The sequence below is a fragment of the Actinoplanes sp. NPDC049548 genome, assembly GCF_040676695.1.
Lineage (GTDB): Bacteria > Actinomycetota > Actinomycetes > Mycobacteriales > Micromonosporaceae > Actinoplanes.
Window position 1 is genome coordinate 317,302 of record NZ_JBFAPM010000005.1, and the last position, 26,999, is coordinate 344,300.

The 26,999-nt window shown below is 70.8% G+C and carries 22 protein-coding genes and 1 tRNA gene; 9 read left to right on the plus strand and 14 right to left on the minus strand.

The features are described 5' to 3' along the window. Positions 1 to 370: 370 nt before the first annotated feature. Positions 371 to 3,268: a hypothetical protein gene (locus AB0J80_RS13445; RefSeq protein ID WP_364704372.1), complete on the minus strand. Its 2,898-nt coding sequence runs from the start codon at positions 3,266 to 3,268 to the stop codon at positions 371 to 373. 678 nt (positions 3,269 to 3,946) lie between these two features. On the opposite strand from AB0J80_RS13445, the gene AB0J80_RS13450 reads away from it, so the two are divergent. Together AB0J80_RS13450 and AB0J80_RS13455 are read left to right on the plus strand one after the other, a co-directional pair. Beyond that, a tRNA-Tyr gene (locus tag AB0J80_RS13450) sits at positions 3,947 to 4,047 on the plus strand. A gap of 578 nt (positions 4,048 to 4,625) precedes the next feature. Beyond that, the gene (locus AB0J80_RS13455; RefSeq protein ID WP_364704373.1) at positions 4,626 to 5,063 is read left to right on the plus strand and encodes a hypothetical protein; all 438 of its coding nucleotides are present in this window, start codon (positions 4,626 to 4,628) and stop codon (positions 5,061 to 5,063) included. A 95-nt stretch (positions 5,064 to 5,158) separates the two neighbouring features. Here the strand turns inward: AB0J80_RS13455 and AB0J80_RS13460 are convergent, their stop codons facing one another. The 4 genes from AB0J80_RS13460 to AB0J80_RS13475 form a co-directional block, all read right to left on the minus strand. Continuing rightward, a complete protein-coding gene (locus AB0J80_RS13460) occupies positions 5,159 to 5,875 on the minus strand; it encodes a hypothetical protein (RefSeq protein WP_364704374.1) in 717 nt (238 codons plus the stop codon). Between the two features lie 319 nt (positions 5,876 to 6,194). Beyond that, positions 6,195 to 6,812 (minus strand): DUF4253 domain-containing protein, encoded by a 618-nt coding sequence (locus AB0J80_RS13465; protein WP_364704375.1) that lies wholly within the window; start codon positions 6,810 to 6,812, stop codon positions 6,195 to 6,197. Positions 6,813 to 6,949: 137 nt separating this feature from the next. Further along, positions 6,950 to 9,364, minus strand: a complete 2,415-nt coding sequence (locus AB0J80_RS13470; protein ID WP_364704377.1) for a serine hydrolase — start codon at positions 9,362 to 9,364, stop codon at positions 6,950 to 6,952. Then, the gene (locus AB0J80_RS13475) at positions 9,361 to 10,047 is read right to left on the minus strand and encodes a hypothetical protein (protein WP_364704378.1); all 687 of its coding nucleotides are present in this window, start codon (positions 10,045 to 10,047) and stop codon (positions 9,361 to 9,363) included. Before AB0J80_RS13475 ends, AB0J80_RS13470 begins: the two co-directional genes overlap by 4 nt. 573 nt (positions 10,048 to 10,620) lie before the next feature. On the opposite strand from AB0J80_RS13475, the gene AB0J80_RS13480 reads away from it, so the two are divergent. The 6 genes from AB0J80_RS13480 (at position 10,621) to AB0J80_RS13505 (ending at position 16,210) form a co-directional block, all read left to right on the plus strand. Further along, the gene (locus AB0J80_RS13480; RefSeq protein ID WP_364704380.1) at positions 10,621 to 11,082 is read left to right on the plus strand and encodes a DUF1707 domain-containing protein; all 462 of its coding nucleotides are present in this window, start codon (positions 10,621 to 10,623) and stop codon (positions 11,080 to 11,082) included. A 77-nt stretch (positions 11,083 to 11,159) separates the two neighbouring features. Next, on the plus strand, positions 11,160 to 12,167 hold the full coding sequence (locus AB0J80_RS13485; RefSeq protein WP_364704382.1) for an LLM class flavin-dependent oxidoreductase: 1,008 nt from the start codon (positions 11,160 to 11,162) through the stop codon (positions 12,165 to 12,167). A gap of 11 nt (positions 12,168 to 12,178) precedes the next feature. Next, positions 12,179 to 13,006: a GNAT family N-acetyltransferase gene (locus tag AB0J80_RS13490; RefSeq protein ID WP_364704384.1), complete on the plus strand. Its 828-nt coding sequence runs from the start codon at positions 12,179 to 12,181 to the stop codon at positions 13,004 to 13,006. After that, complete coding sequence (locus tag AB0J80_RS13495) at positions 13,003 to 13,668, plus strand: MOSC domain-containing protein (protein ID WP_364704386.1); 666 nt, start codon at positions 13,003 to 13,005, stop codon at positions 13,666 to 13,668. Before AB0J80_RS13490 ends, AB0J80_RS13495 begins: the two co-directional genes overlap by 4 nt. Positions 13,669 to 13,696: 28 nt before the next feature. Next, on the plus strand, positions 13,697 to 14,077 hold the full coding sequence (locus tag AB0J80_RS13500) for a DUF4180 domain-containing protein (protein ID WP_364704387.1): 381 nt from the start codon (positions 13,697 to 13,699) through the stop codon (positions 14,075 to 14,077). A gap of 24 nt (positions 14,078 to 14,101) precedes the next feature. Then, the gene (locus tag AB0J80_RS13505; RefSeq protein WP_364704389.1) at positions 14,102 to 16,210 is read left to right on the plus strand and encodes a transglycosylase domain-containing protein; all 2,109 of its coding nucleotides are present in this window, start codon (positions 14,102 to 14,104) and stop codon (positions 16,208 to 16,210) included. A 3-nt stretch (positions 16,211 to 16,213) separates the two neighbouring features. Here the strand turns inward: AB0J80_RS13505 and AB0J80_RS13510 are convergent, their stop codons facing one another. Continuing rightward, positions 16,214 to 17,380, minus strand: a complete 1,167-nt coding sequence (locus tag AB0J80_RS13510; protein ID WP_364704391.1) for a carbohydrate-binding protein — start codon at positions 17,378 to 17,380, stop codon at positions 16,214 to 16,216. 180 nt (positions 17,381 to 17,560) lie between these two features. Here AB0J80_RS13510 and AB0J80_RS13515 point away from each other — a divergent pair, with 180 nt between their 5' ends. Then, positions 17,561 to 18,259: a GntR family transcriptional regulator gene (locus AB0J80_RS13515; RefSeq protein ID WP_364704491.1), complete on the plus strand. Its 699-nt coding sequence runs from the start codon at positions 17,561 to 17,563 to the stop codon at positions 18,257 to 18,259. 3 nt (positions 18,260 to 18,262) lie between these two features. On the opposite strand, the gene AB0J80_RS13520 is transcribed toward AB0J80_RS13515, so the two are convergent. From AB0J80_RS13520 to AB0J80_RS13555, 8 genes are all read right to left on the minus strand, one after another. Beyond that, on the minus strand, positions 18,263 to 19,519 hold the full coding sequence (locus tag AB0J80_RS13520; protein ID WP_364704393.1) for an MFS transporter: 1,257 nt from the start codon (positions 19,517 to 19,519) through the stop codon (positions 18,263 to 18,265). Between the two features lie 95 nt (positions 19,520 to 19,614). Next, positions 19,615 to 20,502 (minus strand): zinc metalloprotease HtpX, encoded by an 888-nt coding sequence (gene htpX, locus AB0J80_RS13525; protein WP_364704395.1) that lies wholly within the window; start codon positions 20,500 to 20,502, stop codon positions 19,615 to 19,617. 102 nt (positions 20,503 to 20,604) lie between these two features. Beyond that, positions 20,605 to 22,026, minus strand: a complete 1,422-nt coding sequence (locus tag AB0J80_RS13530) for a proton-conducting transporter membrane subunit (RefSeq protein WP_364704396.1) — start codon at positions 22,024 to 22,026, stop codon at positions 20,605 to 20,607. Next, positions 22,023 to 23,564: an NADH-quinone oxidoreductase subunit M gene (locus tag AB0J80_RS13535; protein WP_364704398.1), complete on the minus strand. Its 1,542-nt coding sequence runs from the start codon at positions 23,562 to 23,564 to the stop codon at positions 22,023 to 22,025. Before AB0J80_RS13535 ends, AB0J80_RS13530 begins: the two co-directional genes overlap by 4 nt. Then, on the minus strand, positions 23,561 to 25,462 hold the full coding sequence (locus AB0J80_RS13540; RefSeq protein WP_364704399.1) for an NADH-quinone oxidoreductase subunit L: 1,902 nt from the start codon (positions 25,460 to 25,462) through the stop codon (positions 23,561 to 23,563). The genes AB0J80_RS13535 and AB0J80_RS13540 overlap by 4 nt, the downstream gene beginning before the upstream one ends. Then, positions 25,459 to 25,758: an NADH-quinone oxidoreductase subunit NuoK gene (gene nuoK / locus AB0J80_RS13545; RefSeq protein ID WP_364704401.1), complete on the minus strand. Its 300-nt coding sequence runs from the start codon at positions 25,756 to 25,758 to the stop codon at positions 25,459 to 25,461. The genes AB0J80_RS13540 and nuoK overlap by 4 nt, the downstream gene beginning before the upstream one ends. Beyond that, positions 25,758 to 26,273: an NADH-quinone oxidoreductase subunit J gene (locus AB0J80_RS13550; protein ID WP_364704403.1), complete on the minus strand. Its 516-nt coding sequence runs from the start codon at positions 26,271 to 26,273 to the stop codon at positions 25,758 to 25,760. Before AB0J80_RS13550 ends, nuoK begins: the two co-directional genes overlap by 1 nt. Next, a complete protein-coding gene (locus AB0J80_RS13555; protein ID WP_364704405.1) occupies positions 26,270 to 26,890 on the minus strand; it encodes an NADH-quinone oxidoreductase subunit I in 621 nt (206 codons plus the stop codon). Before AB0J80_RS13555 ends, AB0J80_RS13550 begins: the two co-directional genes overlap by 4 nt. Positions 26,891 to 26,999: the final 109 nt, after the last annotated feature.

Here is a 26,999-nt window from a genome sequence, read left to right on the forward strand (position 1 = left end):
TAGCGAGGCGCTCGCCCTGGGAATGCGCCGGCCATTAGCGGGCCATTACGCCGTGCCTACCGAGGTCACTCCAGGCCACTCGATCCGCGATGAGCTGCGGCGGACGGCGACCGTCAGGAGATCTTACGGTTCCCGAGCTGACAGTGCGGGCTCAGTTCCCGTCATCCGCCCCAAGCACCAAGGGGCTGATCAAGGAACGATGCTTTGGTCGACGCAGCTGCGTGCGTCCGGAACTGTGCGGTGCCACGCCCCGTACAAATCACCTTGAACGTACGGACGTGAAGACCAAAATCGACGGCGGTGTCGTGGACCGGATGACGGCCCGAGCGTGCCTATGGGCCCTGAGGCCGGATTGGCACGCTTGCAGCGCCTACCAGTTGTACCCTGTCGCAATAGACCCGTCAATATTAAGACCATATCGGCGTATTTGCTCTGCGGCAGTTTGATCGCCTTTCCGCTCCTTCAGATCGGCGAGCTGTGATAGCGCCCCCACTACGCCGGCGTTGATGGCCTCGCGGTAGACCACCTCGGCTCCGTTCGCGTCCTGCTCTTCCTCGAACATGGCAGCAAGGGGCAGGAGTGATTCGTTATGCCCATGTTGAATTGCCTGCCGGTAGAGCGTCTGGGCGGCAGCCGTGTTGCCCTTGTGTCTTCGCAAGTTGGCCAGGCGCCTTAAGCCTCCAGGATCACCGCGTTCGATGGCTTGCATGACGAGCTGCTCGGCGCCGTCCGGATCACCGGCGTTCTCTCGGACTATGGCGAGTTCCGCTAAGGCTCGGGTATCGCCATGGTCGGCGGCTCGCAATGCAAGGGAATTGGCATCGTGGGGGTTGCCGAGGCGCTCATGCTGGATCGCCATCCGGCCAGCAGCCCAAGTAGCGCCTCGTTCGAAAGCCCGCTCGTAAAGGGCAAGCGCGGCTACGTGGTCACCTTGCTGCTCCTTCTGTTGCGCCGTCGTCCACAGCGCACTGAGGTTCCCCTTTTCGGCAGCTTGCCGGTAGAGACGCATGGCACTCTCCTCGTCACCAGCCCAGGCGCGGAGAGTCGCCAGTTGCTGCAAGGCCGTATCGTCGCCCAGGTCGACCGCTTGCGCCGCCAATTCCTCGGCCTCGGCCTTACTCCCAGCGTCGTCCATGTGAACGATTAGCCGTTTGAGCGGTCCGTAGGTGCCCTGCCTTGCGGCTCTCATGGCGACGGCATGGGCGCCCGATCGATCTCCCAGCTTCGTCGCCCTGATGTAGACGACGTCACCTAGAGCGTTCAGATTGCCGTGCTCTGCCGCGCGCAGATGCAGTGACTCGGCGGCGCGCAAGTCGCCGTTATCTTCTCGAGCGTCCGCAATCTGCGTCAGAGCAGCGGTGTTTCCCCTAGTGGCTGCCTGCTCAGCCAGTGCCACGGCGCCAGCCGGGTCACCGCCGCGTTCCCGCAAGAGGGCTAGCTCCACCATGGCTTCATCGTCCCCAGCGTCAACGCCTTGCTGGTAGATCGCTTCCGCACCGGATTGATCACCGGCATGTAGTCGCAGCGCGGCCAGGTACCGTAAGGCCTCGAGCGCCCCGCGATCGGCCGCGTATTGATACAGTTCCTCGGCGCCGGCCCGGTCGCCTTCCTCTCGTTTCGTCATAGCGAGCTCGAGAATGATCTCGTAGTCACCATGGTCCGCCGCCGTCATGGCGAGTTCCTCGAGGCCGTCCGTCTTGCCCACCCGTCGCCATAGATATGCTAGTAGCGGTAGTGCGTTGATGTTGCCGCTTGAGGCTGCTCGCCAGCCGAGCTCGCCGGCCAAGTTGTACCGCCCGCGTGACTCGGCCCAATAGGCAAAATGAAGGAAGCCGTGAACCCCTGTAGGGCCGTCCTGGATGGCTGCCCATAGCTGGGCCGGAGGAAATATGCGGGATCGTTCCAGGCGTCCGAGTTGATCAAGGTAGTCGGCCAGCCGATAGCACGGTTGCGGAGTGGTCGGTTCATCCGGTCGCGGGCGATGGGGCGTCACCGGGCCAAGGGTCCCGTGGCAAGGCCTAGCGGTATACGCGAAAGCGCGCTCCAGCCAGTCGTCGCCGGCTTGATCCCACTCAACGTCGTGCAGGTAGCCCGGCGTGGCTTTCGCCAGTAGAGAATGAGGCAGCAGTAGTGGATGCCCGAGGCGACGGGCGTCCATGGCCACTTCGATGAGTGCTTTGGCAGGGGCAGGGGCGGTGCGGTAACGACGTTCCAACTCCGGCACGCCGGCGAGCAGTTGGGTGATGCGCCCCTGTTCGGCGTGCTTAGCGGCGTACCGCAGCCGAATGTCCCCTTTGGCAAGGTATTGCAAAGCGTTCAAATCCGCTGGGCTGAAGTTGTCCGACACGGCGATCTGGGCGCCGTCGAGCAGTTCGCGGGCTTGCGCGTGCGGATCTGGGTCGCCCTGGCGGGGTGGGGTGGTGAGCTGCGCCCAGTACTCCCGCCAGATCGTGCCGAGTATTAGGACCGGCGCCCGGTCGCGATCTAGTAGCAGACTGCGTAGACCGGCTGCTATCCGTTCAGCGAGTGCGGCGTCCGTGGCGAGCAGGTAGTGCTGGACCTCATTTAGCCAGACCACGGTATGCGAGCCGACCTGGTTCAACGCGGTGGCGGCCGCCTCCGGTCTGGTGGGCTCGTACGGGTGCCACAATCGCCACGGCTGGGGCAGGCGTTGGATGGCTTCCCAACAGGCGCGCGTCTTGCCCGTCGACGACCCGCCGACTAGTACCGCGCATCGACTGTTTCCAGCCGACGCTGCGGCAACCACTTGCGCCAGTTGCCCATCGTGGGCCCGGGATACGTACGGCGGCAAGTCTGGCAACTTGTCGGCCTGGCCGGCGACGGTGATGGCCCGGTGTACCTCCAACTCCAGCGCGGTGTACTGGCTGATCGGCCGGCCCAGAGCACCGGCGATTGCATCCGATGACGTGGCGGTATTGCGCGTGCGGGGGCGCCCGATGCGGCTGGAGCGCCTGGCCTCACGGGCACCTTTCAGCAACTGCAGCCACTGTTCAGTTGACCGAGACGCGTACCCAGTACGTTTCTGGGCCTGAGGCTGCAGGTACTCCACCAGGAACCGCACAGCGGCGTCGCTGCTGGGTGTCGAGGTGCCACCGAACCAGTCACTCAACGACTGGGCGTTGAGCTTCACAGACGGCGTCTGCCGGCTTGCCTGGAAGATCAGCACGCCATGCTTTGGAGATCCTGCCGCCCGGTACAGGGCTTCCAGCTCGGTGGCGAAGCGCGCGGCCGGATCGTGCTGACTCACAGCCTGCTCCGTGATGTCTCGCGGGATCCGAACCGGATCCGACCCGGAGAACATCTCGCATAGCGTGACCTGCGCATCTCCGCACCGTAGCGGACGAGATGTCGCCGGAAAACGTCCCGCGGGGCAGAACGGACATGTCAGCCAGCCGGCTCGATGCCTGTTCCTCCGATTCAGCGGGAGACCACGATGCCCACCAACGAGAACCCCACTATGCGTAGCCAAATGCTGGCGGCCGTCGTCCGGGGAGCCGCAACCGGCACGTTCCACGCCGTTGTTGCCTGGCTGTTGGAGCACTGCATCGGCAGCTGACTAGGGCGTGGGTTGGGCGAGTCCAGCTTCCGCTCCGGCCCTCGGCTCGTGTGCTGGGCGCGCTGGCCGCCCACGGCATGACCGATACCATCAGCGGAGGCGTCGAGGGGCACTCAGGCCGCTCGGTGCTCCTGTGAGCTGGACCCGCCATCCTCCACCACAGGATTTTGTACGGTTCCAAGCTGACAGCGCGTTCGGCTGCTGCCCCGGACCTCGTCCCCCTGTCCCTGCCGTCCCCCATGTCCCCAACCTGCTTCGAGCAGCAAGAACTTGGGGGGACACGTCGCGGACACCCGTTGGTTCAGCGTCTTGCCGTCCAGCCTCGCCAGAGCCGTATGCAGGCGCCTGTTGTCGGATCTGTGTCGGCCAGGTGGGTGCGAGTGGCGTTTGGGCTGGTCAGAACCAGGCCTTCGACGGACTGTAAATCCGTCGCGAAAGCTACAGAGGTTCGAATCCTCTACCCGCCACCACCGGCACGAAGAGGCCCCTCACCTGCTGAAACAGCGGGGAGGGGCCTCTCTCGTCGGTCCCACTGGGTCTCAGGCGGGGCCACTCCGTCCCACCGGTTGCGGCAAATGCGCGGCAACGAGCTAGGCGCCCCGGACACCTTCCGCGGCCGACCGGGGCCGGTCTTGCCAGCAGTCGGCACGTAGCGGCCGCTGGGACCGCGCCGAGTGACGAACAGCCTGCCGTCGGGCGCGGGCTTGTCACATCGAACACGCGGTCCCGGTGCCGCGTCTCAGACATGCACCGGCGCGCTGCCGTCCGCGGCGGTCGCCCCGACACCAAACACCACGTGACCCCCATTTGCGTGCCAGGCTGGACACGCCGTCGGCTTCACCGTTGTGCCATCCCCACCAGACGCGCGGGTCACCCGGCAGGTCGAAGCCCAGTTCGGTGGCGTACGCATCCAGTTCCGTCTCGCTCAGGCCGGTGCCGCCGAGCCGGGCGTTGGCGCGCCCTGGCCCGCCCCGCCGCAGCGAGCCGGTCAAGATCCCGTTGCTCAAGCACGTCGCTATAGTGCCTGCATCCCTACGAGGAAGTCCGTGTGCCCAAAGACCTTCGCCCCCTGCTCGTCGCGCCGGCGCTCGTCGGCGGCATCATCACGGCCGTCCTGATGGCGGTCGCCGACTCGGTCGCCTCCTGCACCGGCACCGAGTGCTTCGGCCGCGGGCTCACCCTGGTCTTCGTCGGCGTACCGATCGCCCTGACCCTGAGCTGGCTCGCGCTCGCCCTCACCACTGGTGCTTGGCGCGCCCCGGTCGTGACGGTGCTCGGAGCGATCCTGGTCGCGTGCCTGCTCAAGCTGGTCACGGTCACCGTCACCACACCGGACCCGCCGCCGTTCTGGGCGGGGGCGCTGCTCGGAGCGACGGGCTTCGCGCTGGTGGCGGGCGTTTTCCTGCCACGGATCCCGGGCTGGATCCGGGCGTTGATCGCGATGGGGGCCATCGCCCTCGGCCTGTGGGGTGCCAACTCCGCCTGATGACGCAGCCCAGAACTGGCAGACCGGTTAGTTCATCCGGGGAAGCGCGCCCCTTTCCAATCTCTCCCCCGGGCTCAGGTGCGGGTGACGGCGGATCAGTGCGGGGAGGTGTCGAACTCGCCGCTCATTGCCAGCCCGGCCGAGCAGCCCAACTCGCCCGGGGCCAGCTGGGTGTGCGACGGCCGCCAGAGTGTCGTGTCTCCCGGGGCCTTGACCCGAGCAACCACGCAGTCGTACTGACTGGCTTGCAGCGCCACCCCGACGATGCCGTCCTTGGCGGCGAAGTCCTGGTGGATGGCCGAGTCGAGTTTCAGTTTGGCCACGGCGGCGCGGACGGCGGACTCGTCCGGGCCGACGCGGTTCAGCGCCCTCTGCAGACGCTCATCGACGCCCTGCAGGGACGGGTCTTCGGGAACCGGCAGCGGCGCACCCGCCGGGCAGTCGATGTCGTCGTCGCGGGTGTCCTTCTCCGGCCCCATTTGCAGGCGAAAGCAGATCGGCACGTCGCCCTGCTGGAGCACCGTCTGATCGAAGCCGCGCGCCACACCGCGACCTGTCACCTTCAGTATCAAGGTCACGCCGGTTCCCCAGTGCGTCTCCCCGGTGACCGAGAGGACCTGCACGTCGGGGTGCTGGCCCGCCGAGTGCAGGTAGTCGCCGGCCTTGTAGAGGTGGTCGCGCTCGAACTGGGCGAGCACCGCGTCGACCTTCTTCGCCGCGCCGGGAACCGCCGTGTGGTGAATCTGCCAGTCCGGCTGACGGTGGACGTGCTGCTCGTACCGCCACGCGCCCGCCGCCGAAAGGCCCAGCACCGCAACTACCGCGCCCAGCCCGGCCCACTTCCCTCTCCCCCGCATGGGCTCGGATTATGCCGCGGACAGCCCCGCGGCCGGGCCCGGGAACCATTGATCGAGGTCATCTGTTGTGGTTCCGAGACGAAGCTCTCGCGGGGTGGCGGCGAACGAACGGTCGCCACGCTCAAGATCTGAGAAATCCGCATGGAGCTGAGCTGTTGGCCGATGGATCACGCGGTGAGCTGACCAGCGACGTGGCCGATCAGGTCAGCTGCCACACCGCCGCCCCACGCTCGACCAACGGCCATGAGCGGTATCTGGCCGGCATCGGACCGGGTCAAGGCCGGTTGTAGAGGCACCATTGGTCGAGGTGCATGAGTGCCCGGGCGTAGGCGCGCAGCGTGGTCCGGGCACTCAATCCGGCGATGGCCACGTGTTCGGCCGCGAGTCTTTCGGCGGCATGGACGTCGGCCGGTCGACGGTCGACCAGGAAGCCGGAGGCCATCCCCACGACGGTGGGAACAGCGCCGTAACGGTCGTGCCATGCCCGCGCGGTGGCCACCGCGAGCTCCGTACCGTCACCCAACATGGCGTACGCATCGAGGTAGGCGAACGCTGCCCATGGCTCGGGGCGGGGCAGGATGACCAGCGTTTGCTGCGTGCCGTAGGACATGGCGTTGTAGCTGTCCAGGTAGTAGCCCTCAAGGCCGGTGCCGAGGAGTTCCTCATCCCTGGTCATCTCCCTGGCGAGCCAGGCCTCGAGATCGACGCTCGCCGCGCGGGCGATCAGGTCGGCGGGCGGGTCGGAGGGGCGGTAGTCGGGCTCGGTGACCCACGCGGCGTCGTGGACGAGGACTGGGTAGTGCTCGGCGGAGGCGGCGCGGGCCGCGTGCCAGGCTGCCATGGCGTCGCCGGTGAGCGCGGCTATGACCACCTCGTCGCCGTGGATGGTCACCCGCTCGGCTTTGTCGCCGGTCCAGGCCGGCGGCTCGCAGGATGTGATCCACTGAGGCAGGCTAGCGGGCGCTCGCGGAACGGGCGCCGGCCTTCTGGTCACCCGCCGGCGCCGCGACTCCGGTCGGCGCTGACGCGCTAGGCCGACGCCACCACCTTGCGCAGGGACACGATCAGCTCGGCCACGTCGTCGCGGGTCAGTTCCGCGGTCCACATGGATTCCGTCAGGTAGAGGGAGATCACCAGGTTCTCCGCGGGGGCGTACTGGATGGTCGCCTGACCGCCGTTGTGACCGATGGCGCTGTAGACCGGCTTGCCGTCCTTCATCGAGCAGGGGCACGTCGGGAACGCGCCCAGGCCGGTGGAGAACTTGTTGGCGACGCTGAGCATCTCGGCCAGCCACTTGGGCTGCAGGATGGTCTTCTTCCGGTACAGCGCGTCACCCCAGGCCATCAGGTCCTTCGGCGTGGAGACCACGCCGCCGGCCGAGAAGCCGGCCCAGCCCGCGGTCGGCGTCTCGTCCAGCCGCGACTCGGTCATCCCGGCCGGGCCGAAGACCCGCTCGGCCAGCAGCTGCTTGTACGGCTTGCCGCTGAGCTGCTCGGCGAGCAGGCCGAGGGTCAGGTAGCCCGCGTTCGAGTAGCCGACCTGGGTGCCCGGCGTCCATTCCAGCGGCTCGTCCACCACGAGCTGCAATGCGGTCACGGCGGTCAGCGGCCGGCCCTTCGCGGCCGCGTATGCCTTGCTCTGGTCGTACGGTTTGATGCCGGCCGTGTGGTTGAGGATCTGGCGGATCGTGACCTTGCCGGCGTACGGGAGGTTCGGCACGGCCGTGAGTTTCGGCAGCTTGTCCTCCAGCGAGATCTTCCCCTCCGCGACCAGTTGCAGGATGATCGCCGCGGTCATGGTCTTGGTCACGGACGTGACGGGGAAGGTGCCCTCGGGCTCCAGGACGCCACCGTCGGTCTTCGCGCCACTGGCCAGGACCACCTGCGAGCCGTCCTCCAGGGACAGGCCGACCTGGACGCCGTCGACCTTCTTCTTCGCCCGCCAGGCGTCCACGGTCGCGAGGACCTTGCCCTTCAGGGAGTCGTCGGCGCCCGCCGCGGGTGCCGCTGCCTCTTCGGTCGGCTCGGGCTCGGGTTCGGCGGCCGCATCCTCGGTGCCACCACCGGTGAAGTCGGCGACGTCCGGCTTGCCGGAGGGGGCGGGCGGCAGGGCCAGGTTCCCGCCGGCGGCGGGAGCGTCGGTCGTCGCCGCCTCCTCCTTCTGCGGCGCGGCTCCCGACGGCACGACGAAGCCGACCGCGAGCACGGCGATCACCGCGCCCAGGCCCAGCGCTTGCGTGCTCGACATCGACCCGCGCAGCTTCTCGCTGAGGCGGGTGAAGAGCCGTGCCGTGCCGGGCGGGTCTTCGCGCCCCGGCCACCACTGCCCGGCGCGGCCCGCCGCATAGTCCTCGGCCCGGCCGAAGATCACGCAGAGCGCCACGGTCAGGAGGCCGACGATCGGCAGGACCATCGGTCGCGGCAGGTCGGGGACCAGGTTCGCGCGGATCCAGTACGCGCCGACGATGGCGATCGGGTGCCACAGGTACACGGTCATCGACCGCCGGTTCAGCCACCGGATCACCGGCCCGGCCAGGAAGTTGAGCGAGAGGTCGCCGATCCACCGCTCGGCGGCCAGGAAGATGCCCAGCCACGCGATGCCCATGAAGAGCAGCAGCGGGTAGGAGTTGTTGACGACCATCCCGGGAACGTCGACGACCTTGACCCAGATGAACGCCGCGACCCCGCCGAGCGCGGCCCATTCCAGCCGGGCCCGCCGGTGCAACTGCGCCATCTGCCCGTCGCGGTGGGTGAAACCCAGCATCCAGAAGAAGCTGTACGTGCAGATGTCGCCGACGTACCACTTGTAGGAGTCCCACCCGGCGGGCGCGACGTCCGCGTGACGGTTCAGGTAGTCGACGACGAAGACACCGGCGAGCGGGATCAGCAACACCTTCAGCCCCAGCCGCCGGTACGCCGTGAGCATCAACGGCGTCAGCAGCATCAGCCACAGGTAGCAGCGCAGGTACCAGAGCGGCGTGGTGGCCCAGCCGGCTTCCCACGGCGGCCCGTGCGGGTCGGCGAGCGGGAAGATCCACGGCACGATCGCGCCGATCGACAGCTTGGTGTCCGGCGCCGGGGACATCCGGTAGACGACGGCGAGCACGGTCAGCACCACGCCGCCGAACACCCAGAACGGCAGGAGCAGCCGGCGCAGCCGGGCCCGCAGCACGGTCCCGGCCGGGCGGCGGTCCAGGCTGTGGGCGAGCAGGCTGCCGCCGATGAAGAACATGGCCGGCATCGAGGCGACGACCCAGCTGATGATCGCCGAGGCGAGGGTGTGCCAGACGATGACCCGGATGAGGGCGATGGCCCGGACGTTGTCCAGGAAGGTGTCGCGGCGCTTGCCGGCCGCGGGGGCCGGGGCCGCTGCCGGAGCCGGTTCCGCGGCACGGCGCGAACGGCGGGGCGCGGAGGCCGGGTGAGCGAGGACGTCGGTGGTCATGAAGTCGCCTTCGGGCTCGCGTCGGCGGCCGGGCTCGCTTCAGCGCCGGCCGGGCTCGCTTCCTTGCCGGTGGCCGCGGTGTCGCCGGCAGCGTCCTCGCCGGCGGCCGGGGCTGCGGCACCCTTGTCATCCGCGCCGGTGGCGGTGCCCGCCGCGCCGGTGGCAGGAGTCGAGATCCATTGCGCGGGGTCGGCGACCGCTCGGCGCGGGATCGCGACGAGGCGGCTGTAGTCGCCTGAGGTCGTACCTGTCACGGTCACCTGCCAGACCACCGACTCGCCGCGGGCGAGCTCGCCCAGCCGGTCCTCGTGGCTTTTCAGGAGCGTGAGCAGCCAGGAGTTGAGCTCCTTCGGCGCCACCCCGTTGAGGTTCGCGGTGAAGACGAGACCGCGGTCCGGCAGGTAGCCGCCGGTGACGTGGACGGTCTCCGGGGCCGCGGCGGCCGACGTCACCACCTCGAGGGCGGTCTTCTGCCAGGCGGCCGGCGTGGAGTCGGCGCCCGGCCGGATGACGACGTACGCCGCCATGACGACGGCCAGAGCCAGCAGGGCCCAGCGGAACCACGGGGCGACGAGGGGGGTGGCGGATCTGGGCGGGAGCGCAGGCGCGGCGGCCGGGGCAGCCGCGGCGGGCTGCGCCTCCGGAACGAAAGCGACCGGCTGCGCCTCCGGAACGGAAGCCAAAGGCGGCGTCTCGGAAGCGAACACGACAGGAGGCGCGTCCGAAGCGAAGGCAACAGGCTGCGCCTGGGACGGGAAAGCAACAGGCGACGCCTGCGAACCAGAGATAACAGGCTGCGCTTCCGAAGCAAAGCTGAGTGGCTGCGCCTCCGAAGCGGAAGCGACGGACTGCGCGGGGAAGTACTCCGGGTAGGGCGCCGGGGCCGGCGGCACCGGGGAGGGCTCAGGGAAGTACGCCGGCGAGGGCGACGGGACGGCGGTGACCGGTGGGATCGCCCAGTAGGGGACCGGTTCCTGCAGTTCTGCCTGGCCTGCCGTGTTCACCCTTGCTCCCATGCCGATGTCGACGTCGTGACTCGACGTCTGTCAGACAGATTGGCGGCGGCATGGCTCCGGAACGGAACCCCTTCGGGTGCTACTCGGTTTCAACGTCCGGCGGGCTGTCGCTGGGACTGCGCGGTGGCGAGCCGGCATTGGCGGTGCGGTCGTCACGCTCCGTCTGAGGAGACCAGGGCCTCGGCGGCGTGACGACTTCGTCGTAGCTCAATGCCGCCTCCCTCCTCTAGCGTGGCCCGTATGGGGAAGGAAGTCGCGCGGCGGCCCGAGGTGGAATCGATGCGGGCTGCCGACGCCGACCGGCATACCGTCGCCGAGCAGTTGAAGTCGGCGCTGGACGAGGGGCGGTTGTCGCTCGCCGAGTATGACGAGCGGGTCCGGGATGCGTACGCCGCCCGGACGTACGCCGATCTGATGCCGCTCGTCGCCGATCTGCCGAAGCCCGGCCTGAGCGCCGCCGAGGTGAAGGCGCGGCGGGCCGCCGAGGTGCGGCGGGAGGCTCGGCGGTTGCCGACGGCGCTGATCGTGCTCTGGACGGTCTGGGGTGCCGTCGCGGCCGTGAACGTGGTGATCTGGATCATCGTTGCGGCGACCGTCGCGGGCGAGGTGTATCCGTGGCCGGTCTGGCTGCTGGTGCCCGGTGCCGCGCTGGTCGCCAGCACCGCCGGGGTGCAGACGATCCGGCGCCGACGGCGGCGCTGAGCCCGGACCGCGACGCCGCGCCGGCCCTGTGGCGCAGCTCATGCGTTGCGGGCGGGCGGCGGAGCTAGGGTCGGTGAGTGCGCGTACCTTTGTCCGTTCTTGACCTTGCCACCGTGCGCGAGGGGCATGACAGTACCGATGCGCTGCGCGGGACGACGGAGACAGCCAAGGCTGCCGACGAGCTCGGTTATGCGCGGTTCTGGGTGGCCGAGCATCACAACATGCCGGCGGTCGCCTCGACGTCGCCGCCGGTGCTGATCGCTCATGTGGCCGCGCACACCCGGCGGATCCGGGTCGGGTCGGGTGGGGTGATGTTGCCCAACCACATGCCGTTCGTCGTGGCGGAGCAGTTCGCGCTGCTGGAGGCGCTGCACCCGGGGCGCATCGATCTGGGCATCGGCCGGGCGCCCGGCACCGATCAGGCGACCGCGGCGGCGCTGCGGGGGGTGTCTCCGCATCTGACCGTCGAGCAGTTCCCCGATCATCTGGGGATGGTGCTGGCGTTGCTCGGCGACGGCCGGGTGGCGCCGGAGCGGGTCGAGCGGCTGCGGGCCACGCCCGTGGCGCAGTCGTTCCCCGAGGTGTGGATGCTGGGCTCTTCGACGTACGGGGCTCAGGTGGCGGCGGCGCTGGGGCTGCCGTTCTGCTACGCGTACCACTTCGCGATGAGTGGGGACGTGGATTCCGCCGTACGTCTCTATCGGTCCGGGTTCCAGCCGTCGGCGCGTTTTCCCGAGCCGCATCTCATGATCAGCGCCTCGGTGCTCGCCGCCGAGACCGCCGAGGAGGCGAACTACCTCGCCGGGCCCAGCCGGATCATGGCGTTGAGCCTGCGCACCGGGCGGCTCGGGCCGATCGTCTCCCCGGCGGCCGCCGCCGCCGTCGAACTGTCCGAACTGGACCGCAGCGTGCTGAGCCAGCTTCCCGGCACGCAGTATGCGGGCACCGCCGAGGAGGTCGTCGCGGGCCTCGACGCGCTGGTCGAGCGCACCGGCGCCGACGAGCTGATCCTCGCCGGGGCCGTCTACGACCCGGAGACCCGGCGGGATTCTCTGGCGCGCATCGCGAAGGCGTGGGGTCTGTAAGAATCGCCTCCATGGCCTGGCACATCACGGGGGACGTCGAGGAGTTCCTGGCCGGGGCGGGAGGTTTCCTGCGCGCCCGGCCGGTGCAGAACACGTTGATGCTGACGATCGCTGAGGCCGTACGGATGCAGGGTCCGCATGTGTACGGCCCGGGCGACCCCGTCTTCGGGTGGCATGACGGCGAGGACGCGGCGGTGCTGTGCACGCCACCGCGGGCGCCGGTGCTGTCCGCGATGTCGCCGGATGCGGCCGCCTCGCTGGCGGAGCTGCTCGACGCCGACCTGCCCGGAGTATCCGGTCCCGACGTCGCCGTCGACGCCTTCGTGGCCCGGTGGAGGCGCCGCACCGGCAGAGCCGCGAAGGTGCACGGCCGGCAGCGCCTCTATCGGCTGGGCGAGCTGGCGCCGCCCACACCGCAGCCTCCCGGGGAGGCCAAGGTAGCCGGCGCGCGGGACCGGGATCTGCTGGTCGAGTGGACGGCGGCCTTCTTCCGGGAGGTCGGCGAGGACGATCCCGAGGTCGCACAGTTCGTCGACGCACGGCTGTCCTACGGCGGCGTGCTGGTGTGGGAGACCGGCGGCGCGCCGGTGTCCATGGCGTCACTCACCCGTCCGGAGTCCGGCATGGTCCGCGTCCAGGCCGTCTTCACCCCGCCGCAGCATCGCGGCCGGGGGTACGCGGGCGCCGTCACGGCCGCGATCAGCCGGGCGGCGCGCGACGCCGGTGCCACGGAGGTGGTGCTGTTCACCGATCTCGCCAATCCGACGTCGAACGCCCTGTACCAACGGCTGGGCTTCATACCTCTGGAGGACCGCACTATGGTGGAGTTCGCGTCATGAGCCGGGTGTTGCAGGTCAACCTGGCAGTGCCGGAGCGCACAGATGCCAAGAACATCGGCACGACCGGCATCACCAAGCGGCCGGTGACGCACGCGGTCGCCGTGCGGGCACCGGGCCCGAAGGGCCTGCCGCCGGAGCGGGCGAGCGGGCTGGCCGGCGACCAGATCTTCGACACCAAGCACCACGGCGGCGACGACCAGGCGGTTTACGCGTACGCGCGCGAGGACTACGACTGGTGGGAGCAGGAGCTCGGCCGCGAGCTGCCCGGCGGGATGTTCGGCGAGAACTTGACCACTGTGGACGTGGACGTGTCCGGCGCGGAGATCGGCGAGACGTGGCGCATCGGGCGGACGCTCGTGCTGCAGACGACGTTCGGCCGCATTCCCTGCGCGACGTTCCAGTGGAAGATGGGCGAGCCGCGCTGGGTCAAGCGGTTCGCCGCGGAGAGCCGGCCGGGCGCATACCTGCGAGTGGTGACCCCGGGCGAGGTCCGCGCCGGCGACCCGGTGACGGTGCTCGACCGCCCGGGTCACGGTGTGACGATCGCGGAGAGCTTCCGCGCCTGGATGCACGAACCGGAGCGCTTGGCGGCGTTTCTGACGATCGACGGGCTGCCCGAAAACCTCAAAGCTGACATCCGACGACGACTCAAACTTCCCTAATTTCCAACGGTAGGGTAGTTTGGGGAACATGGAGACGTTAATCGAGCGTGTCGGTGTGCCCGTCGTGCTCTGCGAAGGGCCCGGCGCGTCGATCGGCGGGCCGCAGGACGCCCTCGACCTGATCGGAGCGGCGTTCGGGCGGGCCGACACGGTGGCGGTCGCCGCCCAGCGGCTCGACGAGCGGTTCTTCCGGCTGAGCAGCGGGCTGGCCGGGGAGATCATGCAGAAGTTCGTGAACTACCGCATCCGGCTCGCCGTCGTGGGCGACATCTCGGCCCACGTGGCGGCCAGCGACGCGCTGCGCGACCTGGTCCGCGAGTCGAACAAGGGTGACCACGTCTGGTTCGTGCCGACCCTCGACGATCTCGACGCGATGCTGCTGCGGCGGGCGGGCCGAACGAGTTCCTGACATTCGCGGACCACCATATGCGCCGTGCCGAATCAACCGTTGAACGCGGACGATGTCCCCCACGGCCCGGGAAGACGGAGAAGGCCCAGCCGGTGGCGCCGTACCCTCATCCGGCTCCTCGTCGTGCTGCTCCTGGTCTGCGGCGCGGCGGCCGCGGGCATCGAGATCTACATCCGGTCCGTGCCGCTGCCGGCCGAGTCCGCGAAACCGCAGGCATCGACGCTGTACTACCGCGACGGGCACACCATCCTGGCGCGCGTCGGCACCACCGACCACAGCGACGTGCCGCTGTCCGCCGTCCCCGAGGCGGTCCGCTGGGCGGTTCTGGCAGCCGAGGACCGGGACTTCTACCACCATGGCGGCATCTCGATCCGCGGAGTGCTGAGAGCGGTCGTCGCCAACGTCCGCGGGAGCCGGGAGGGCGCCTCGACCGTCACTCAGCAGTACGCGCGCAACGCCTACCTGAGCCAGGACGTCACTGTCGAGCGCAAGGCCAAGGAGTTCGCGCTGGCCGTCCAGCTGGAGCGTAAGTTCACCAAGGACGAGATCCTCGAGCGGTACCTCAACACCATCTACTTCGGACGCGGCGCGTACGGCATTGCGGCCGCGGCCTACGCCTACTTCGGGACCACGCCGAGTCAGCTGACGGCTGCGCAGGGTACGGTGCTCGCCGCGGTCATCAAGGACCCGTACAACTTCGACCCGGCGAACGACCGGGCGGCGGCGCGGACCCGGTGGGACTGGATCGTGCAGGCGCAGCGCGAGCAGGGCTGGCTCGAGCAGACCCTCGCGTACCCGGCCGTCAACCCGGCGCACGCCAAGGATCCGGGACCGAACGGCCCGATCATCGACCGGGTCGAGGCGGAACTGGCGGCGCTCGGCATCACGCCCCGGGCCCTGCACACGCGGGGCCTGTCGGTGACCACGACCCTCGACGCGCGCGCCCAGCAGGCGGCCGTCACGCAGGTCAAGAAGCGCCTGTCCGGCCAGCCGAAAGGGCTGCTGGCGGCGCTGGTCGCCGTCGACCCCGGCACCGGTGGGGTCCGGGCGTACTACGGCGGCAACCAGGGCCGGGGCTACTTCGACAACGCGTCGGCACCGCGCCCGGCCGCCTCCACCTTCAAGCCGATCGTGCTGGCGGCGGCATTGCGCAACGGCATCGCGTACGAGTCGAGGTGGGACGGCAGCTCGCCGCGGGTGTTCCCGGGCCGGCTCGGGGTGCCGCTGCGGAACCAGAAGAACCTGCAGTGCCCGTTCTGCACGCTCGAGGAGTCGATGGTGGACTCGCTCAACACACCGTTCTACTCGGTGACCGAGCGGATCGGCGCCGACACCGTGCGCCGGATGGCCAACACGCTCGGGGTTCCTCGGCAGTACGCGAACGCGCCGTCACTGGTCGACGTCAAAGGCGATCCGGCACCCGGGAAGACCCGCCCCGACATCGCGCTCGGCCGTTACCCGGTCGCCCCGGCCGACATCGCCTCCGTGTACGCCACCTTCGCCGCGAACGGAGTACGACGCGACCGGCATTTCGTCGACGGCGTGTCCACGGCGAGCGGGGAGCCGCTGCGAATGCCGAAGCGCCGTACCGTGCGGGCCATCGACCGGGACGTCGCGGCGGACGTCTCCACGGTTCTCAGTTCGGTCGTACGGGCACACGACCTGTCGCCGGACCATCCCGCCGCCGGCAAGACCGGTAGCCAGCAGTGGGGGGACACCGCCGACAACCAGGACGCGTGGATGGCCGGGTACACCCCCGAACTGGCGACCGCCGTGTGGATCGGCAAGGCGCAGCCGGGGCCGATCCGTGACGCCAAGGGCCGCCGCATCGAGGGCGAGACCATGCCGGCGAAGTTGTGGAAGGCTTTCACCAGCGACGCCCTTCAGGGCACTGCGCCGACGGCCCTTCCCCGGCCCGCCCACGTGGGGAGCCCGCTGGCGGGCGACGCGCAGCCGCCCGTGGTGGAGGAGGTCGAACGGAAGAAGCAGCCGCCGAAGGAGACGGAGGAACGTTCCGAGTCGCTGCCGGCCAAGCGCGGGCTCCCCAGCGCCGGGCCCTCGCCGTCGGAGGGCGAGGGCGACGCAGCGGCGGCCGCCAAGGAGCAAGCCGACTCCGAGGAACCCGCGAACTGACAGCTAGAGCCGCTGCCAGAGGGCTTCGACGTTCGGCGGCTCCCACGTCACCAGCGAGGTGTGCGGGATCCGGCACTGGTAGCGGACACCCGAGTAGGTGACGACCTGGCCCTGGGCGTAGGCGACATTCGGCGCCCACTGCGTGCCGGCCGGCGGCGCCGTGGTGGGTGCCGTCGTCGACGGACGGGTGGGCGACGTCGTCGCCGGGGTCGTGGTGGCCGGCGGTGCGGGCGGCTCACCGGCCGAGCAGTCGGATGCCGCGACGACGTTGTCCGTGTGGGTGGTGCCCGCCGACCGGTACGCGGCGACCGCGGCCGTGGCCTGGGACGGCGTCAAGATCTGCTTCTTCGCGTGGAAGACGTAGTCGACGGACTCCTGCCACACCGACGTGCCACCGGCCGCCCGGCCCTCCAGGTCGATGAGCCACTGGTTGAAGTCGATGGACATGTTCTGCCGCGGGTACACCTTGCCGGAGTGGTCGCCGACCAGCGCGCCGTCGATGTAGTACTTCACGTGGCCGCCGCCGACCGTCGCCATGACGTCGTGCCAGCCCGCGATGCTGCGCGCCTGCTGGCTGTGCTGGTTGTCGGCGTACCAGGGTTCGGGCACGTACGTGTACCAGGTGGTCTGGTAGTTGATCGGCCCGGCCTCACCCCAGCCGCCGTTCGGCAGGTACTCCGACAAGTCCATCTCCGAGTACGTCGGGTCCATCGGGGCGGCCAGCGGGGAGATCGTGTAGAAGGTCTGGTTCACGTGGTCGCCGTCCGGGCCGCTCGCCGGCGCGTCCGCGAACTTGATGCGGGCCAGGTAGGTGCCCTCCAGGAAGCGGCGGTTGCTCAGCGAGAACTCGGCGTGCGACGTGCCGGCCGCCGTGCCGTCGGTGCGGGCGGTCAGCTGGACCACCTTCTGACCGTCCACAGTGGGGAAGGCCACGTTGTCGGCCCGCCAGCTGGCGCCGGGCACGCCCGGACCGCCGGCCTGGCCGCGGATGCTCCAGCCTCGCTGGGACAGTGCCGGATCGGTACGCGACGAGTAGCTGAAGTCGTCGAACAGCGTCCCGCAGGCGGTGGCGGCGCTGCTGCTGGGAGCGGAGGCGATGCCGAAGGCGGCGAGAGCGCCCGCGGTGGTGGCGACGGTGGCGCCGAGCATGACGGTGCGTTTGCGGCCCATGGGGGAAGGGCTCCTCGGTTCGGGGATGGATGTTTACCAGTGGTCAACACCAAACCTCGACCCACTGGCCAGCGTCAATAGCGCGCACCTGTGCCGGCGCTTAATTCACGGCCTGGCAGAAAGATCGGGCACCGACGACAATGACCATGGGGCACAGAGGACGACGAGGATGAGGTGGGAATGCGACGCGCCGAGGTGCGGGAGCGGCTGCTCGAACTGATCGACTCCGTCGCCCCCGGTGACGCCCTGCCTTCCGAGCGCGACCTCAGCGGCGAGCTGGGTGCGTCCCGGCCGACGGTCCGCGCCGCCATCGAGGAGCTGGCCCGGGAAGGTCTTCTGGTACGCCGCCACGGCCGCGGCACGTTCACCAACCCGCACAAGATCTCGCAGGACGTGCCCGCCACGGCGAACCTGCCGCCGGCCGAGGGCGAGTGGGCCAGCGAGGTGCTCGAGTTCGAGGTGGTCCCCGCGGACGCCCGCCTCGGCCGCCGGTTAGGGCTCTCCCCCGGCGAGGACGTCGTCCGCGCTTTGCGCCGGCGCCTGGTCGACGGCGAACCGATGGCGCTGGAGGAGATCCGCATCCCGCGGGCCGTCGCCCCGAAGCTGACCAGCGACGACTTCGCCGACGGCACGCTCTACCGGCACCTGCGCGAGCGCCACGGCGTCGTCCCGGCCGAGGCCGTGCAGACCACCGAGCCCACGGTGACGGACGCGACGGAGTCGCGCTTGCTCGCCGTACCGTTGCACTCCCCCGCCCTGCTGTTCGAGCGCACGACGACCGATGCCCGGGGGCGGCTCATCGAGTTCGCCCGCTCGGTCTACCGCGGAGACCGGTACCGGCTCACCCAGCACCTGCGCCTGGGCCCGGACTCCGGGTGAGACTCAGCCGGCCAGGGCCTCGCGCAGGTCCTCGGCCGCACGTTGGTCGGCACGGGCCATCGACCCGGTCGGCACGGCGGCGACCGCCGCTGCCAGCAGCAGCACCACGCCCGCGAAGACGAACGCCCACGGCAGGCCGCCGGGCTGGTCCACGATCATCCCGGCGATCGCACCGCCGGCCGCGCTGCCCCCGACCGACACCGTGACGATCCAGGTGTACGCCTCGTTCAGCATCGCCCGTGGCGCGATCCGGCCGACCAGGTTGTTCTCGACCGTCAGCGCCGGGGCGATGGTCGCGCCGCCGATGACCAGCGCCGCGCCGAGCGCCGTCGGGTTGGGCATCACCGCCAGCACCAGGAAGCTCAGCGACACGGCGGCCAGCAGCCAGGCGAACTGGCGGGTGAGCGTCATCGCGGGACGACGGGTGCCGAACCAGATGCCACCGATCGCGCTGCCGACGCCCCAGACGCCGAGCAGGACTCCGCCGAGGCCCTCGCCGCCGCCGTGCTGCTGCGCATACGCCGGGACCATGACTCCGGCCGCGCCGAACGCGATGCCGAGCGCGCTGACGCAGAGCAGCAGGGCGGGAAAACCGCCGACCTTGAGCGGACCCAGGCCGCGGGCCGGTTCGGCGGACTCGTGACGCTCCCAGTGCCGCATCATCGGCAGCAGGGCGATCGCCAGCGTGCCGCCGAGCGTCACGACCGCCGCGAACATCAGCGCCGCCGCCGGGCCGGTGAGCACCACGAACGCCGCGACGAGCAGCGGGCCCAGCACGAACACGAGCTCGAACAGCGAGGTCTCGGCGGCCATCGCGGCCGGTCGCAGGTCGTGCCGGCCGGTGCCGGGCGCGGTCGCGTCGGTCCAGGCGCGCCGGATGGCGGCGCTCAGCGGCGGGTACGTCGCCCCGGCCAGCGCCGACGCCACGACGAGCGACGGCAACGCGGCCGCACCGCCCCGGCTGACCAGCAGCAGGCCGCCCAGGGCGAGCGGATGCAGCACGGCGGTGACCACCAGCACCGGGGACGGGCCGATGCGGTCGGCGATGCGCCCCACGACCGGGCTGACCGCCGCGCCGGCCAGCGCGTACATGCCACCGGCCAGGCCGGCCGCGGCGTAGCGGCCGGTGGACTCCTGGACGAGCAGCAGCAGGGCGAGCGGCGTCACGCCGATGCCGAGGCGGGCCAGGACACCGACGATGAGCAGGACCCTGCCGCCCGGCATGCGCCAGACGCCCAGGTACTGACGCAACGCGGTCACGGCCCTACCCCCTTCGGTAACGAGCGAAAGCCGCCTCCGACCGTAACGGCCGGAGGCGGCGTAGCACGACGGATTTCAGCCGCCTGTCAGCGACGTCACCGCTGGAACTGCACCGGGCCCGTCCCGGTGATCGCGGCCAGCTGGTGCAGGCGTTTGATCCGCTCCGCCATCGGCGGGTGCGTGGAGAAGAGCCCGGCGATACCCCCACCGCGCAGCGGGTTGGCGATCATCAGGTGCGCCGACGTGGCGAGCCGGCCGTCCGCCGGCAGCGGCAGGCGCTCGGCCCCGTACTGGATCTTCTCGAGCGCGCTCGCCAGGGCGAGCGGGTCACGGGTCAGGGTGGCGCCGGAGGCGTCCGCCTGGAACTCCCGGTTGCGGCTGATCGCCAGCTGGATCACCGACGCGGCGAGCGGGCCGAGGATCAGCATGAGCAGCAGCGACGCCGGGTTCGGGCCCTCCTCGTCGTCGGCACCGCCGAGCGGCAGGAAGATCGCGAGCTGGGCGAACATCGTGATGATGCCGGCCAGGGCCGCGGCGACGCTCGAAATGAGGATGTCGCGGTTGTAGACGTGGGACAGCTCGTGACCGATGACGCCCCGCAGCTCGCGGCGGTCGAGGATCCGGGTGATCCCCACGGTGACCGCCACGGCGGCGTGCCGGGGGCTGCGCCCGGTGGCGAACGCGTTGGGCTGCATCGTCGGGCTCACGTACAGGCGGGGCATCGGCTGGCCCGCCTCCGTGGCCAGCTCGCGGACGATCTGGTAGAGCGCGGGGAACTCCGCCTCGCTGACCGGCCGGGCACCCATGGACCGCAGCGCTATCTTGTCGGAGAAGAAGTAGGTGCCGGCGTTCATCGCCAGCGAGAGGACGACGGCGAACACCAGGCCGCCACCGCCGCCCACCCAGTACCCCACGGCGAGAATCATGGCGGTGAGCAGACCCAGCAGAGCGGCCGTCTTGAGGCCGTTGTGGTGGCTGTGCACGATCACTCCTTCGGCATGCGGGCCGGTAGGCCCACGTCCGATGGAACATCGGAAGCCCGTGAATTCATCCGGGAGTGACTGAGAGTTCGCTGAGCGTCAGCGTCACCCGGTGAGCGCGTCGAAGACCGCCTGAGGCGCGAACCCCAGCACGATCGTGACCGCGGCGGCCACCACGACGACCCTGGAGACCACCACGCGGGGACGCGTCGCCCGCTCCAGCAGCTCGGGATCCACGACGCCGGCCGGTTGCGGAGCGGCGTACAGCAGGGCGGCCACCCGGACGTAGTAGGCCAGGGCGATCACCGCGTTGAGCGCCACCACGCCCGCCAGCCAGCCCCAGCCCGCCCCGATCAGCGCGCCGACGACCGCCACCTTGGCGAAGAGCCCGGCGAAACCGGGTGGGAGTCCCGCCAGGCCGGCCAGCGCCAGCACCAGCGCCGCCCCCATCCAGCGGGCGCGGCGGCCGGCGCCGCGATAGTCCTCGAGGTCACCGCCGTCCTCACCCGGGGCGCGCAGGGCGGTCACGACCCCGAACGCGATCAGCTCCAGGAGCACGAAGAAGACCGCGTACGCGTACGCGGCCTCGACGCCCGCCGCACCTGCCGCCAGCGCCGCGAGGATGTACCCCGCCTGTGCCACCGACGACCACGCCAGCAGGCGCACCATCCGGGTCTGGCGCAGCGCCACCAGGTTGCCGACCGTCATCGTGAGCACGGCCAGCACCGCGACCAGCGGGCCGGTGTCCAGGCGCTGCACGACCGCGGCGAGAGCCAGCACGCCGCCGAGCTTCGAGGCCGTCGACAGGTACGCGGCCACGGGCACCGGCGCGCCGTCGTACGTGGCCGGCGCCCAGGCGTGCAAGGGCACGGCGGCGACCTTGAAGGCGAACCCGACCACCACCAGGGCGGCACCGACCGAGGCGAGGGGCGCGTACACACCCGAGCCCTCGGTCAGCGCGTCCAGGTGCAGGGCGCCGGTGGCCGCGTACAGCAGCGCCGCGCCGAGCAGGGCGATCGCCGTCGACACCACGCTGACCAGGAAGAACGTGACCGCGGCCGAGGCGCCGGCGGCCGACACCCGGATCCGGCGCAGCCCGACCAGGACGTACAGCGGAAGGGTGAGGGTCTCGAGGCCGACGATCAGGGAGATCAGGTCGCCGGCGTACGCCACCACCACCCCGCCGGTCATCGCGCAGGTCAGCAGGAAGCAGTACTCGCCCGCGGGCGCCAGCCCCTGCCGCAGCGCCGGCGCCGACAGGCCCAGCACGCCGATGGTCAGGCCCGCGAACAGCACCGTCATGAGCGCCGCGTGCGGAGTCACTATCCACGAGCACAGGTCGCCGCTGCAGAAGGTGGCGGTGTGATCGGGGACGGCGGTCGCGCAGACCGCCGTGGCGAGGCCGCCCAGCACGGCGGCCGGGAGGTGGAAGCGGCCCACGACCAGGTCGGCCACCAGGACGAGCAGGGCCGTGCCGGCCGCGGCGTACAGCGGCAGCAGGGCGACGTGGTTGACGGCCTGGGTCATCGCAGCGCTCCGGTCAGGGCGGCCACCGGGTCGGCCGCGGCGGCGAGCACCAGCGCGGGCACCAGGCCGACCACCAGGGTGAGCAGGATCAGCGGGGTCCAGGCGAGCCACTCGGCCCGGCTGACGGCCGGGAACGCGGCGACGGCCTGCGTCGCCGGGCCGTGGGTCACGCGGCGCAGCAGCCGCAGGAAGTAGGTCGCGGTCAGGGCGCCGCCGACGGCCGCCACCACCGCGAGCGTGCACCACAGCGGTCCGCCGCGCTGGACCGCGGCGACGACCGCGAACGCCTCGCCCCAGAAGCCGGCCAGGCCGGGCAGCCCCAGCGAAGCGATCGCGGCGAAGCCGAGCACGCCGGCGAGCCGTGGCGCGGTCTCGCGCAGGCCGCCCAGCCCCGCGAGGTCGCCCGTGTGCGCCCGGTCCTTGATCGCACCGGCCAGGAAGAACAGCAGGCCGGTGATGAGACCGTGCGCCACGTTGCCGATCAGCGCCGCCTGCACCCCGGTCACCGTCAGCGTCGCGGTGCCGAGCAGGACGAAACCCATGTGCCCGACGCTGGAGTAGGCGATCAGCCGCTTCAGCTCGGTCTGGCGCAGGCACACCAGTGACCCGGCGATGATCGCGGCGGCGGCGAGGACGCCCAGCACCGGCGCGGCCCAGGCGGCTCCCTCCGGCGCGACGCCGACGCCGACGCGGATGAGGCCGTACGTGCCCATCTTGAGCAGCACCCCGGCGAGGACCACGCTGCCGACCGTCGGCGCCTCCGTGTGCGCGTCGGGCAGCCAGGTGTGCAGCGGCCACAGCGGCGCCTTCACCGCGAAGGCGACGGCGAAGAGCGCGAACGCCACGCATTGCGTGGTCCGGGACAGCCCGTAGCCGCCCGCCAGTGCCATCAGGTCGCCCGTGCCCGCGGCGACGACCACGGTGAAGACCCCGAGCAGCAGCAGCACCGACCCGAACAGGGTGTAGAGCACGAACTTGCGGGCCGCCCGGCGCCGCTCCGGACCGCCCCATCCCGCGATGACCGCGTACATGGGAAGCAGGACGACCTCGAAGAACACGAAGAACAACACCAGGTCGAGCGCCAGGAAGGTGCCCAGGATGCCGACCTCGAGGACCAGGAGCAGGGCGGCGAGGGTACGCCCGGAGCCGCCCGAGGGCACCTTCCACACCGTGTACGCGCAGCACAGCAGCGTCAGCAGCCCGGTCAGCACCACCAGCGGGTACGAGACCCCGTCGACGCCGATGTGGAACCGGATGCCCAGCGACGGCACCCAGGACAGGTCCACCTCCGCCCAGGGCACGACCGGCACGGCGTCGGTAGGCGTGTAGGCGACCCACCCGGAGTCCCGCGAGGACGGCAGGGCCAGCAGCGCCGCCGCCACGAACGCGACCGCCGCGAAGCCCGTCGCGACGAGGCGGGCACCCCGGTCGAACCGCGCGGGCAGCAGGGCCACCACGACCGCGCCGAGCGCCGGAACGACCAGCACCGCGAGCAGCAGGATCTGCAGCGCCGGCGAGACGTCGGTGGGCGCGATCATGACGTGGCTCCGTAGATGGCGGCGACGACGCCGAGCACCAGCGCGCCGGTGAAGACGGCGACGGCGGCACGCGGCAGGGCGGCCCGGTGCGCGGCAGCCAGCACGGCGCCCAGGCGGGTCGTCGACGTGCCGGTGCCCTCCACCGCGGCGTCGACCACGCGCTCGTCGGTGAGGCGTACGCCCTGAGCGAGCGCGCGCACCGGGCGTACCAGAAAGCGGTCCTGAAGGTCGTCCAGCCGGAACCCGGCGGCGAACAACGGCCGCAACCGGCCGAGGGCCTTGGCCGGATCCACGCCCGGCGCGGCCCGCCACAGCCACCACGAACTGCCCGCGCCCAGCACGAGCAGCACCAGCGGCAGCACGATCGCCACCTCCAGGTGCGGTTCGTCGAGCTCCAGGGCGGCGCGGAAGGCGGGCAGGAAGGCGGCCAGGCCGAGCAACGCCGCGGGCACGGCGAGCAGCACCACCGGCCAGCGCATGAGGCCCGGCGGATCGTGCGGCTCCGGTTCCTCGTACACCTCGTAGGAGGCGTCGTCGAAGCCGACCGACCACTGTTCCGCCCGGGCGCGCGGGAAGCCGAAGAACGTACGCAGGAGCAAGCGGGTCGCGTACCAGGCGGTGATCGCGACGCCCGCGAGGGCGGCGACCCACACCACCCAGCCGACCCAGGCCGGGGCCGGCCCGTCGCCCTCGGTCGCGTGCGCGGCGGCGACCAGCACGTTCTCCTTGGACCAGAACCCGGCCAGCGGGGGTACGCCCGCGAGCGCGCCCAGCCCCACCACGAACGACCAGAACGTCACGGGCATCGGCTTGCGCAGGCCGCCCATCCGCGACATCAGGTTGGTCCCGGCCGCGTGGATGACCGCACCGGCCGCGAGGAACAGCAGCGCCTTGAAGGCGGCGTGGGTGAGCAGGTGGAACAGCGCGGCGGCGGGCGAACCGACCGCCAGCGCACCCGTCATGTAGCCGATCTGCGACACGGTCGACCAGGCCAGCACCCGCTTGATGTCGTCCTGCGCCGTCGCGGACAGCGCCCCGAGCAGCAGCGTCACCGCGGCCATGACGCCGAGGACGGCGAGGGCCCCGGGCGACCCCGCGAAGAGCGGGAAGAGCCGGAAGACGACGTAGACGCCGGCGGCGACCATGGTGGCGGCGTGGATGAGCGCGGAGATCGGCGTCGGACCGGCCATCGCGTCCGGCAGCCAGGTGTGCAGCGGGAACTGGGCGCTCTTGCCGGCCACCCCGGCGAGCACCAGCAGCAGGGCCGTCGTCGGGGCCCCGACGTGCGCGATGATGTCGGAGATGCGGAAACTGCCCGCGGCCGTTCCCAACCAGGCGATGCCGAGCAGGAAACCGACGTCGCCGACCCGGGTGACGACGAACGCCTTCACCGCCGCCGCGGGCGCCTCGGGCAGCCGCCGGTCATGGCCGATGAGCAGGTACGAACAGGCGCCCATCACCTCCCAGCCGACCAGCAGCAGTATCAGGTCGTCGGCCGCCACGACGAGCAGCATCGCGCCGGTGAAGAGGCTGATCTGGGCGGCGTAGGGCGCGTACCGGCGGTCCCGGTGCAGATATTCGATCGAGTAGATCTGCACGAAGAGCGCGACGACCGAGACGGCCAGCGCGACGTAGAGCGCGGCCGGGCCGAGCGCGAACCCGAGCGTCACCGGCAGATCGCCGAAGCTGACCCAGCGGTACGTCACCTCCACCGGCTCGTCCACGACGACCAGCAGCACGACCGTGATCAGCAGGGCCAGTGCGGCGCCGGTGACGCCCAGAAGTGCGGCCGAGCGCCGCCGGGCCCGCAGGCCGTCGCCGGGTGGCAGCAGCAGCCCGGCAAGACCCATGAGCAGCGGTACGCCGGGCAGCAGCGGCGTCAGCACGTCGGCGGTCATCCGGCCTCCGGCTCGTGGTGCAGGACGACCTCGTCGACGTGCACGGCGGCGCGCATCCGGTAGTACTGCAGGATGATCGCCAGACCCACACCGACCTCGGCCGCGGCCAGCACGATGACGAACAGGGCGAAGACCCCACCCGAGAGCGTGCCCGCGGTCACCAGGATGAGGTTGACGGCATTGAGCATCAGCTCGACCGCCATGAGCACGAGAATCGCGTTGCGCCGGCGCAGGACGCCGTAGACGCCCAGCCCGAAGAGCAGCGCCGCCGTCACGTACGGAATCACGGCATGCATCAGGCCTCGCCCTTCTCCGGCGCGCCGATGTCGGGACGCGACAGCACGATCGCGCCCACCAGGGCGGCCAGCAGCAGGATCGACAGCACCTCGAACGGCAGCACCCAGGTCCCGAAGATCTCGCCACCCATCCGCGCGGTGGTCCCGGTCTCGGGCAACGCGACGAGGGTCCAGCGGAAGGCGTCGGCGAGCAGGACGGCGAGGCCGAGCCCGACCCCGCCGCCGACGACCAGCGCGGGCCAGGCGGGGCGGTCGAGGTCGGCGGAGGGCCCGATCGGGGCCCGGGTCAGCATGACCGCGAACAGCAGGAGCACGACGACGGCGCCGACGTACACCAGGACCTGGACCCAGGCGACGAGCTCGGCGCCGAGGACGAGGTACAGGCCCGCCATGGCGCCGAGGCTGACGACCAGGTAGAGCCCGGCCCGGACGATGTGGGTGCTGGTGACCACGAGCGCGCCGGAGCCGACGGCGATGGCTCCGAGCGCCAGCAGCAGGGCGTCGGCGACGGTCACCGGCCGCCCTCCGGGGCCTCGGCCTGCGTCTCGGCCGCCGTTCCAGCCGGGCGGGTGGCCGGGCGGGCGGTGCGGGCCGGTGTGGCGGCTCCCGGGCCGGCGGCCTTGCGCGCGGCCGTGGTCTCCTCCTTCGACGGCTCCCCGAGCACGTCGTGGGCGGGCGGCGGGGGCACGGTCGGCATCCAGGCACCCAGGCGGTTCTTGTCGTGCAGCAGGTCCAGCACGTCCATCTCCGAGTACTCGAACTCGGGACTCCAGTGCAGCGCGTCGAACGGGCACACCTCGATGCAGATCCCGCAGTACATGCACAGCGAGAAGTCGATGTCGAACCGGTCGAGCACGTTGCGCTGACGGGCCCGCGCCGCGCCGGGCACGACCACTTCTTCCTTGTGCGAGTCGATGTAGATGCACCAGTCCGGGCACTCGCGCGCACAGAGCATGCAGACGGTGCAGTTCTCCTCCAGCAGCGCGATGACCCCGCGCGACCGGGGCGGCAGCTCGGGCTCGACGTCGGGGTACTGCTGAGTGGTGGACCGCCTGGTCATGGTCCGCAACGTCACGGCGAGCCCGTTGACCAGCCCCTTACCGGGCGCGGACCGCTCCCCGTGCTCACTCATAACCGCATATCCTGCCCGGTCGGCGCGGCGGAGGCGAGCACACCCCCACCAGATCTTCCGGTACGGTGGTACGAGGGGTGAGAGACCCCGTTTCCGGGAGGCTCGCGAT

Coding starts and splice junctions, on each gene's coding strand:
- AB0J80_RS13470 (WP_364704377.1), bottom strand. CDS start 9,364: ATGACCACCGACGTCCTCGCTCACCCGGCCTCCGCGCCCCGCCGTTCG.
- AB0J80_RS13480 (WP_364704380.1), top strand. CDS start 10,621: ATGGGGAAGGAAGTCGCGCGGCGGCCCGAGGTGGAATCGATGCGGGCT.
- AB0J80_RS13490 (WP_364704384.1), top strand. CDS start 12,179: ATGGCCTGGCACATCACGGGGGACGTCGAGGAGTTCCTGGCCGGGGCG.
- AB0J80_RS13495 (WP_364704386.1), top strand. CDS start 13,003: ATGAGCCGGGTGTTGCAGGTCAACCTGGCAGTGCCGGAGCGCACAGAT.
- AB0J80_RS13500 (WP_364704387.1), top strand. CDS start 13,697: ATGGAGACGTTAATCGAGCGTGTCGGTGTGCCCGTCGTGCTCTGCGAA.
- AB0J80_RS13510 (WP_364704391.1), bottom strand. CDS start 17,380: ATGGGCCGCAAACGCACCGTCATGCTCGGCGCCACCGTCGCCACCACC.
- AB0J80_RS13515 (WP_364704491.1), top strand. CDS start 17,561: ATGCGACGCGCCGAGGTGCGGGAGCGGCTGCTCGAACTGATCGACTCC.
- AB0J80_RS13530 (WP_364704396.1), bottom strand. CDS start 22,026: ATGACCCAGGCCGTCAACCACGTCGCCCTGCTGCCGCTGTACGCCGCG.
- AB0J80_RS13535 (WP_364704398.1), bottom strand. CDS start 23,564: ATGATCGCGCCCACCGACGTCTCGCCGGCGCTGCAGATCCTGCTGCTC.
- AB0J80_RS13540 (WP_364704399.1), bottom strand. CDS start 25,462: ATGACCGCCGACGTGCTGACGCCGCTGCTGCCCGGCGTACCGCTGCTC.
- nuoK (WP_364704401.1), bottom strand. CDS start 25,758: ATGCATGCCGTGATTCCGTACGTGACGGCGGCGCTGCTCTTCGGGCTG.
- AB0J80_RS13555 (WP_364704405.1), bottom strand. CDS start 26,890: ATGAGTGAGCACGGGGAGCGGTCCGCGCCCGGTAAGGGGCTGGTCAAC.